The sequence below is a fragment of the Dehalococcoidia bacterium genome, assembly GCA_035310145.1.
Classification (GTDB): domain Bacteria; phylum Chloroflexota; class Dehalococcoidia; order CAUJGQ01; family CAUJGQ01; genus CALFMN01.
Genome location: DATGEL010000060.1, coordinates 1 through 8,142 on the forward strand (window position 1 = coordinate 1; position 8,142 = coordinate 8,142).

An 8,142-nucleotide genomic window follows, 5' to 3' on the forward strand; every position below is an offset into this window, starting at 1 on the left:
CATCACGGGGACGCCGGACACGGTGATTCCCAAGGTGAAGCATGTGCTGGAGTACTTGCGGCCGGGCAACATCTTCTTCTGGGACGGGGACGGGGCGATGACGCACGACGACGCGATGCGCAGCCTGCGGCTGATGGGGGAAGAAGTGATTCCCGCCGTGCGGGACATCGCGAAGGCGCTGGACCTCAAGGGCGCCTTTGAGGTCGACCCGCTCACCAACCAGCCGCTCGCCGCGGCGACCGGCGCCGCCGGCGACTGAGGACCGCCACGCGCAGCGGTGAACCCGACGTCCTCGTGATCGGCGGCGGGCCGGCGGGCAGCACGGCCGCGACGATGCTCGCCCGCGCCGGCTGGCGCGTACGGCTGTTCGAGCGCGAGCGCTTCCCGCGCGAACACGTGGGCGAATCGCTGCTGCCCGCCTCGCTGCCCCTGCTCGAAGAGCTGGGCGCGATGCCCGCGATCGAGCGCGCCGGCTTCGTCAAGAAGTGGGGCGCGGTGATGGTCTGGGGCAGCGGCGACGAGCCGTGGAGCTGGCACTTCAGCGAAACCAACCGCCGCTACCCGCACGCCTACCAGGTCTGGCGGCCGCAGTTCGACCAGATCCTGCTCGATAACGGCCGTGCCGCCGGCGTCGACGTGCGCGAGGGCTGCCGCGTCACCGAAGCGCTGTTCGACGGAGATGCGGTCACCGGCCTGCGCGTCGTGGACGGAGCGGGCAACGAGCAGGACTGCCGCGCCCGCTTCGTCGTCGATGCCAGCGGCCAGGCGGGCCTGCTGGGCCGCGCGCTGCGGCTGCGACGGCCCGACCCCTACTTCCGCAACCTGGCGATCTACGGCTACTACAGCGGCGTCGCGCCCCTGCCCGAAGCGGAGCGCGGCAACATCTTCATCGAGTCCTACGAGCACGGCTGGTGCTGGACGATTCCACTGCACACCGGCTGGACCAGCGTCGGCTGCGTGGTGGACAGCGAGCGCGGCCAGCAGGGCATCCGCCGCAAGGGTCGGGCCGGCTTCTTCGCCGGCCAGCTCGCGCTGGCGAGGCACACCGCGGCCCGGGTGAGCAACGCCGCGCTGGCCGCCGGCCCGATCGTCGTGCGCGACTGGTCCTACGTTTCGGACGAAGTCGCCGGTGACGGCTACGTGCTCGCCGGTGACGCGGCCTGCTTCGTCGATCCGCTCTTCTCCTCCGGCGTGCACCTGGCGCTCTCCTCGGGTGTGCTGGCCGCGGCCTATGTCACCTCAGCGCTGCGCGACCCAACGCTGCGCGGCCCGACGGGCCAGGTCTACAAGGAGTTGTACTACCGCCAGTACGGCCACTTCCGCGAGCTGGCGAAGCTGTTCTACGCCAGCAACCGCAGCGTCGAGTCCTACTTCTGGGAGGCGCGGCGCATCCTTGGCGCCGATGACTCGCTCTCTCCGCGCCAGGCGTTCGTGCAGGCCGTGGCCGGCCAACCGCCGCAGGGCTACGAGCGCGTCGTGCTGGAGCGCGGCGAAGCGCCGGCAGGCTTCGCGGAAGGCGTGCGCGCGCTGGAAGACGCACGCACGGAACGCAACACGCGGGCCACGACCGTGCTCGCCGACGCCAAGCTCCTGCCGCGGCTCGTGCCTGTCCTGGCGGAAGGCGCACGGCTGGAAAAGAAGCCCGTGCTGGGCGAGGGCGAGTTCGTCTGGGGCCTCGTGCTCAGCACGCCGGCGCGGCCGGAAGGCACGCCGCTGAGCGGGCTGCTGGCGCGGGCCGTCTCGCTGATCGACGGCCGCTGCAGCGTGGCCGATCTGCTGCAGACCCTCGCTCAAGCGCTGCCGGCGGAACAGGCTGCGCGCGTGCCGGCCAGCGTGCTCACGGCGCTGCGCATCCTCTACACCGACGGCGCGATCGCGGAGCTACGCCTCGCCGCCGACTGACACCCGGCTAGATCGGCGTATGCTATGCCGCATCGGACTGCACCCCGCTGTACACCACCGGGAAGGACACCATGCCGGACCGCACATACAAGCTCGTGGAGCTGGTCGGCACCTCGGAACACGGCGTAGACGCGGCGATCCAGAACGCGATCGCCCGCGCCGCGCAGACGCTGAAAGGCCTGGACTGGTTCGAAGTCGTCTCGGTTCGCGGCCAGATCGCCGAGGGCAAGGTGCAGCACTACCAGGTGACGATGAAGGTCGGCTTCCGCGTCATGGACCCCGCCGACCTGCATAGGGAATAGGGAGGAGGGGTTAGGGGTTGGCAAGCTGAGGCAATCGATTTCGGCCCGGTATCCCCTGGCCTCGAATCCCTCAGACCTGACGCCTCTACACCTACCCCGGCCAGTCGCCCTCGCCCACGTAGTAGGCGCGGCGGCGGTCGATCGGACTGAGCGCGGTGACGCGAACGCGCGCCTCGCGGCCGTCGCGGAAGGCCACGACGTAGGCCGTTTCAAGCAGCGCCGCGGCCGGACTGATCTCCGTGAGCACGCCGCGCCAGCCGTCGCTGCGCCGCTGATAGCGCAGGACCGCCTCGGCCACGGGGTATCCGGCCGGCCGGCCATGCGGCTCGGCCACGATCGTGCGCACCTGCACGGGCTCGGTCCGGTCCTCGTTCATCTCACCCGCCAGCGTAGCAGCGTGGCCTCACCCCTGCCCCTCTCCAGGGACTGGAGAGGGGTGCTGCCGCGTGGACGCGACGCATCACCGATCACGGCACGCGGATTATCGCCTCCTGCGCCAACGACTTCGCGCTGTCAAGGGCCGCCGCGGCAGAGCCGGAGGTGGGCACGCGCACGGCGAACACCACGCCGTGGCGCAGCACGAACAGCGCCCGCTGATCGCCCACCCACAGCGCCTCGTCGCCCACAGCGGTGACGCTCTGCGCCGTCGGATCCGTCTGCTTGAACGTATCGCGCCGCAGCGGCCAGGTGCGGGCGCCGTCGCCGGGAAACACCTGCACCGTTACGGCGTCGCCGGCAGCTCCGCCCGGCGCCGCCGGCGCGTACCGGCACTGGCTCAGCAGCGCCGTATGCAGCATGCTGGGGCCGGTCGAGGCCCCGCCAAGCACCGCCTCGGCCTCGGCCTGCGTCACCAGCGCACAGGGGTCCGGTCCGCCGCCGGACGCCGCTGTGACGCGAGTTGCGGGCGGGTCGGCGGTAGCCCGCCGACCCGGCGTCGCTGCCTTGCCCGCCGCTGCCGCGGCGCCGGCCGCGGCGGCCGAAGCGGACGGAGCAAGCGGGTGCGCGGGCGCGCGGGCGGCCGCCCCCGCCGCGGTCGCCGGCGTGCCCGGCCGCGGGTCCGTCCGTGGTTTGCCGCCGCAGGCGACGAAGGGCGCGAGCATGATGGCAAGCACGGCCGGAGCTACGGCGTGGCGAATCGGCACGACAGATTCCTGCACAAGCACGGCATCGGGACCAGGGAGACGGTGCGCTTCGGCGCGCGGGCCGGCGGAGCAAATCCAGCATAGCCCCCGCGGGACGACGGTATGTGCTTGGCAACCGCCCCGCGGCGGTGTGGGACCTCCGCGTTCGCGGTCCCGGTCGCACCGGGCCTGACATATGACACGGGCAGCCCCTAAGCGCAACGGTTGTTATACTGCCGGCGGAGCCGTGGGCGGCGCGCCGCGGCGCCAGATCCGCCGGAGTCGAGATCGGATGCGCACCCTGCTCATCGCCTCGCTGGAACCGCACGCCGGCAAGACCGGCATCGCCGCCGCGCTCACCCAGCGCCTGGCATACGAGGGCCGGCGCGTGCTCGCGCTGCGCCTGGGCGCCGCAGGCGACGACCGCGCCGCCGCCGACGCCCGCTTCTTCGCCACGCTGCCGGACGCCCGCGGCCGCGGCGGCGCACCACTGCCCGCCGACTCCGCCGGCCCCGAGATCGCCCGCCTGGCCGAGGACGGCAGCGCCATCGTCGAGACGCCGGACGGCGCCGAGATCGCCGGGCTGGCGAACGCGCTCACGGCATCCGTGATCGCCGTGCATCGCGGCGCCCCTGCGGAGGACGAGACGCTGCGGCTGCAGAACCTTGCCCTCGCGCTGGGCGCGCGCTTCCTTGGCGTGGTGCTGACGGCGCTGCCGAAGAGCGGCGTCGCGCCCGCCCGCACGGCGCTGGACGAGGCGGCACTGCCCGCCCTGGCCGTGCTGCCGGAAGACCGCCTGCTCTACGCGCCCACGATCGGCGAGATCGCGGACCTCCTGCACGCTCACCTGCTGCTGGGCGAAGCGGCCGAAGACAACGTGATCGAAGAGCTGATGATCGGCCCGGTCTCTGCCGACCCCGGCCAGCCGTACTACACGCGACGCGCCCGCAAGGCGGTGATCGCGCGCAGCGACAAGACCGACTCGCAGCTCGCGGCGATGCAGACGGATACCGACTGCCTGATCCTCACCGGCGGACTCAACCCCAGCCCCTACACGCTTGACCGCGCCTCCAATGAGGAGATCGCGCTCATGGTCGCGCCAGGCGACACGCAGACGACGCTGCGGGCGCTGGAGGACGTCTACGGCCGCTCGCGCTTCGTCAGCGAGACGAAGCTGGAGCGCATGTCGCAACTGCTGCACGACGAGCTGGACTTCGCGCCGATCGGCGCCGCCCTGGCCTGAGCGCAGCTGCAGCGCACGGTGCATGCCTCGCCGCGGCTCCGCGCCCCGGCGTCGGTGGCGAGCGCGTCCATGCGCGGACCATCGGGGGCGATGAGGCCGTGGCGCAGGGCGAAGGCCGCCGCGGCGGTGCGGTTGGCTGAGCCGGTCTTGTTCAAGATGCTGCGCACGTGCGTCTCGGCTGTGCGCAAGCCGATGACCAGGCGTTCGGCGATGTCGCGGTTTCGAGCGCCCGCGGCCAGCAGCCCCAACACCTCCAGCTCCCGCCGGCTGAGCCCGGCGAAGCCGGCCGATTCCGCCGCCGCGGCCGCCGCCGGCTCGGCCGTTCCCCCGGCCCGCAGCAGCTCCAGCGCCGCGGCCACGGCGAGGAGCAATGCCGAGGCCAGCGCCCGCTGTCTCCCCGCGGGCTCGTGCGCTCCGACAAGCAGGCGGCCGGCCGTGGCGCTCATGGCAGAAACCTCGTGTCCGGCACGGCGCTCTCGCGGGGTGGTGTCAGCCAGTAGACGCCGCGCTCGCGCTGCATCAGGCCGTAGGCGTCGCTCACCAGCTCCCGGCGCAGCGTGGCCGCGTCCGCGTGATGACGGCGCAGGATCGCGTTGACTTCGTTCTCCGGGTAGCGCACATCCGGCCGAAATTGCGAGGCGAGCCACCTCAGCACTACCAACCGCTTCTTGCGACTCGCCGGGATCTCCTTCAGCCGCTCGCCGTCGAAGAAGTCGCGCAGCACTTTGCGCTCCCACGCCTCGCCTTCCACGTCGTCGGCCAGCGCGGCAACGGAGCCGGGTTCCAACGTCTCCTTGCTCAGCCTGCGCAGCGCGTCGGCGTCCATGGTGTAGAGATGCGTGGTGCCTTCGCTGCGCATACGCACCAGGCCCAGCTCCCGCAGGCGCGCCAGGTGGTGCGAGACGGTCGGCGCCGTGAGACCGAGCAGTGTCGCCAGCTCCTCCACGCTCGCCTCCCGCCCGGCGAGCAGGCCGAGCAGGCGCAGCCGGCTCTCGTCCGCCAGCGCCTTGAAGAAGCGCACCATTGTTTGCAGTTGTTCCTCGCCCATGGCCGGCTCCGTCGATCGTCGTTTGAACTGAACCGTCTGCAGGAATGAACGCGGAGCCGGCCGTGCCGCGGGGCAAGTGCCGGCCGCGTTACTGCGCGGGCGCGATTGGCTCGCGCCCGAGGTCTTGCAGGCGCCGTCCCAGCGCGGCCAGCGCCGCGCCGCAGGCGACAAGCCCGGCACCGAGGCGGCGACGCGGACCCCGCCATAGAGAAGCATGCTGCTCTGCGCGTTGCCAGTCCTCCAACATGCGTTGCCGCCGCTCGGCGGCGGGGTACAGCACTTGCTCGCGGAAGCGTTGCTCCAGCCAGGCGCGAAGCTCTGACTCATACATGGCGCCCTCTCCTGCCGTTCATGGCATCCAGTTTCATTGCGTAGATGGTCATCTATTTAGATGATCATCGATTCAGTGGCCGGTGTCAAGCCCGCATGCCTACCTGTCGGACGATTGCCAGAGCGTCGCAAGGTGGCCGCGCGGCTGGTAGCATACGCGCGGGCGCGCCGTCGCCGCGGCGCCGAGGACGCGATGGACACGCTGCGCGAGCTGTTCCGTCACCACGCATGGGCAACTCTGCGGCTGGTCGAATACTGCGCGAGCCTGCCCGCCGCGGCGCTGCGCGAGCCGGCGACGGGCGCCTACGGGCCGATCCTGCCCACCCTGGTGCACCTGGTGGCGGCGGAACAGCGCTATCTGAGCCGCCTGCCGGGCGAGCCGCCGCGCACACCGCTGCGTGAGGGGATGGAGCCGCCGCTCGCCGAGCTGCGGGCGATCGTCGAGGAGCAAGCGCAGCGCTGGGAGGCGCTACTGGACCGCGGGGCAGCGCTTTCCGTCACGATGCCGGCGCAGCCCGATGGCTGGCCGGAGACGCCCCACGCCGAGACGCTGCTCATGCTGCAGACGCTGCACCACGGCAACGACCACCGCACGCAGATCAGTACGATCCTGGGCGCCCACGGACGGGATGGCCCCAGCCTCGACGGCTGGGACTACTGGGAGACGGCGCATTTTCGGCGCGCCTGAGCGGGCGCTTGGTCAGCGCCAGCACAGGCAGCAACCGAGCCGGCGGATGCCGGCGGCCGGCCCTCCGCCGTGTTCGCTAGCGGCTGCCGGCCGTCTGCGCGTCGACGCGCTGCAACAGGCGCTCGACCATGCCCACGGCCCTGCCGTAGTCGTATGCCTTGAAGCGGGCCCGGCGCGCCACGTATCGGTCAGATCCCAGTCCAAGCTGAGGGCAGAGTAGTGCACCATTGTGACGTTGTATAATCTTGAGTAACTACTCAGCATGCGATCAAGCCGGCTGCAAACTGACTTCGGCGGGCCGGGTGAGGGCCGCCAGGATGGTGGCGAAGACGGCCTGCCCGCGCTTGTGCGCCGTGTCGGCCACCGTGCGGAGGATGGCATAGGCCGCCGCACCCGCGTCGCTACGGACGCCGCCGGTCACCTTGCGATGCAGCACGCTGGGTCGCAGACTCCGCTCGCTGGCATTGTTCGTCGGCGGCACGGTGGGGTCGTGCAACAACCGCAACAGTGCTGTCCAATGCTGGCAGAAGCGCCGTTGCCGGTCCGCCCTCCAGCCCGGCGGGAGGACAGTGGCGAGCATGATGTCGAGCGTCGCCTCCAGCTCCGCCACCGCCGCCCCGCCAACGGGGACGCGGCCCGCGGCCTGCTGATGCCGCAGGGGGATCACCGCGCGCAGCAGCGCCCGCAGCACCCGCGCCCACGCCTGGGCGTAGCCCCGTTGGCCATCGACGGCGTACGGCAGGTCGCGGAGCTGATGCGCCAGACCGATCTGGTAGCGCAGCGCCGGGGCGGCGAGTTGCGGCTTCCACAGGGCGCTCACCCACACGCCCGGCCGCACCCCGGCCAGAAACGTCAGCACGACATCGGTGTTCCGCCGCCGCTGGATCGTGTGGTAGGCCGCGTCGTCGGTCTGGAGCACCCATTCCCACGGCTGCGTCCCGTCCACCCGCGCCCCGGTCTCGTCCGCGCCCACGACCCCGCCCTGGCGCACCTGCTGGGCGATGGCCAGCGCCTCCGGCTCCAGTACTGCCGCGACCCGCGGCACCGCGGCCACGAGGGCGCCTTCACTGATCGTCAGCCGCTACAACTCGCCCAGCAGCCCAGCCAGCCGGTCGTAGCCGCCATGGTGCTGCTCGTGCAACAGGTTTGAGCGTGGCCAAGAGCCGGGGCCCGAAGCGGCCGTGCGCACCTATGCCGGGCGGCGCGGTGCCGGTGGTGTGGTGGCCACAGTGGCGGCAGCGCACCCGGACGCGCGGCGCTTCCGGAACCACGGGGTGCACCGGCGGCAGCTCCACCCCGGCGGCGGCCCACCACCACGCCACCCTGCGCCGCCAGGGCATGGCCGCAGGCCTCGCACTGCGCGGACCGGTGTGATCGATCACGCGATCTGGACCACTTCGATCCTCGAAATTGGCCCACCCCCTGTGGGTATCCGGCTGGGTAGCGGACGCTGCGCCCGCGGCGGTCTCAGGCCACACGCTCCTCCGTGCGCTGGCGTTTGGCCAGCG

At 71.8% G+C, this 8,142-nt stretch carries 11 protein-coding genes; 5 read left to right on the forward strand and 6 right to left on the reverse strand.

Annotation, left to right across the window (positions count from 1 at the left end):
• The 3 genes from VKV26_11850 to VKV26_11860 all read left to right on the forward strand — a co-directional run.
• The coding region (locus VKV26_11850; GenBank protein ID HLZ70583.1) for a hypothetical protein at positions 1-259 on the forward strand (259 nt) is incomplete at its 5' end.
• A gap of 35 nt (positions 260-294) precedes the next feature.
• Entirely contained in the window at positions 295-1,902 is a 1,608-nt protein-coding gene (locus VKV26_11855; protein HLZ70584.1) for an NAD(P)/FAD-dependent oxidoreductase, read from the forward strand.
• 71 nt (positions 1,903-1,973) lie between these two features.
• On the forward strand, positions 1,974-2,204 hold the full coding sequence (locus tag VKV26_11860) for a dodecin (protein HLZ70585.1): 231 nt from the start codon (positions 1,974-1,976) through the stop codon (positions 2,202-2,204).
• 91 nt (positions 2,205-2,295) lie between these two features.
• Here VKV26_11860 and VKV26_11865 read toward each other — a convergent pair whose 3' ends face one another.
• Positions 2,296-2,580: a hypothetical protein gene (locus VKV26_11865; GenBank protein HLZ70586.1), complete on the reverse strand. Its 285-nt coding sequence runs from the start codon at positions 2,578-2,580 to the stop codon at positions 2,296-2,298.
• A gap of 91 nt (positions 2,581-2,671) precedes the next feature.
• Complete coding sequence (locus tag VKV26_11870) at positions 2,672-3,346, reverse strand: hypothetical protein (GenBank protein HLZ70587.1); 675 nt, start codon at positions 3,344-3,346, stop codon at positions 2,672-2,674.
• Between the two features lie 271 nt (positions 3,347-3,617).
• Here VKV26_11870 and VKV26_11875 point away from each other — a divergent pair, with 271 nt between their 5' ends.
• Positions 3,618-4,568 carry a DRTGG domain-containing protein gene (locus VKV26_11875; protein HLZ70588.1) on the forward strand — a complete coding sequence of 317 codons (951 nt, stop codon included), beginning with the start codon at positions 3,618-3,620 and terminating at the stop codon, positions 4,566-4,568.
• Here VKV26_11875 and VKV26_11880 read toward each other — a convergent pair.
• The 3 genes from VKV26_11880 to VKV26_11890 all read right to left on the reverse strand — a co-directional run bounded on the left by VKV26_11880 (position 4,466) and on the right by VKV26_11890 (position 5,947).
• Positions 4,466-5,014, reverse strand: coding sequence for a LuxR C-terminal-related transcriptional regulator (locus VKV26_11880; GenBank protein ID HLZ70589.1), 549 nt, complete (start codon positions 5,012-5,014; stop codon positions 4,466-4,468). The two genes, VKV26_11875 and VKV26_11880, sit on opposite strands and share 103 nt — an antisense overlap.
• Positions 5,011-5,616, reverse strand: a complete 606-nt coding sequence (locus VKV26_11885) for a metalloregulator ArsR/SmtB family transcription factor (GenBank protein HLZ70590.1) — start codon at positions 5,614-5,616, stop codon at positions 5,011-5,013. Before VKV26_11885 ends, VKV26_11880 begins: the two co-directional genes overlap by 4 nt.
• An 88-nt stretch (positions 5,617-5,704) precedes the next feature.
• A complete protein-coding gene (locus VKV26_11890) occupies positions 5,705-5,947 on the reverse strand; it encodes a hypothetical protein (protein HLZ70591.1) in 243 nt (80 codons plus the stop codon).
• A gap of 132 nt (positions 5,948-6,079) precedes the next feature.
• On the opposite strand from VKV26_11890, the gene VKV26_11895 reads away from it, so the two are divergent.
• Positions 6,080-6,634, forward strand: coding sequence for a DinB family protein (locus VKV26_11895; protein ID HLZ70592.1), 555 nt, complete (start codon positions 6,080-6,082; stop codon positions 6,632-6,634).
• Between the two features lie 268 nt (positions 6,635-6,902).
• On the opposite strand, the gene VKV26_11900 is transcribed toward VKV26_11895, so the two are convergent.
• Positions 6,903-7,712, reverse strand: a complete 810-nt coding sequence (locus tag VKV26_11900; protein ID HLZ70593.1) for a transposase — start codon at positions 7,710-7,712, stop codon at positions 6,903-6,905.
• Positions 7,713-8,142: the final 430 nt, after the last annotated feature.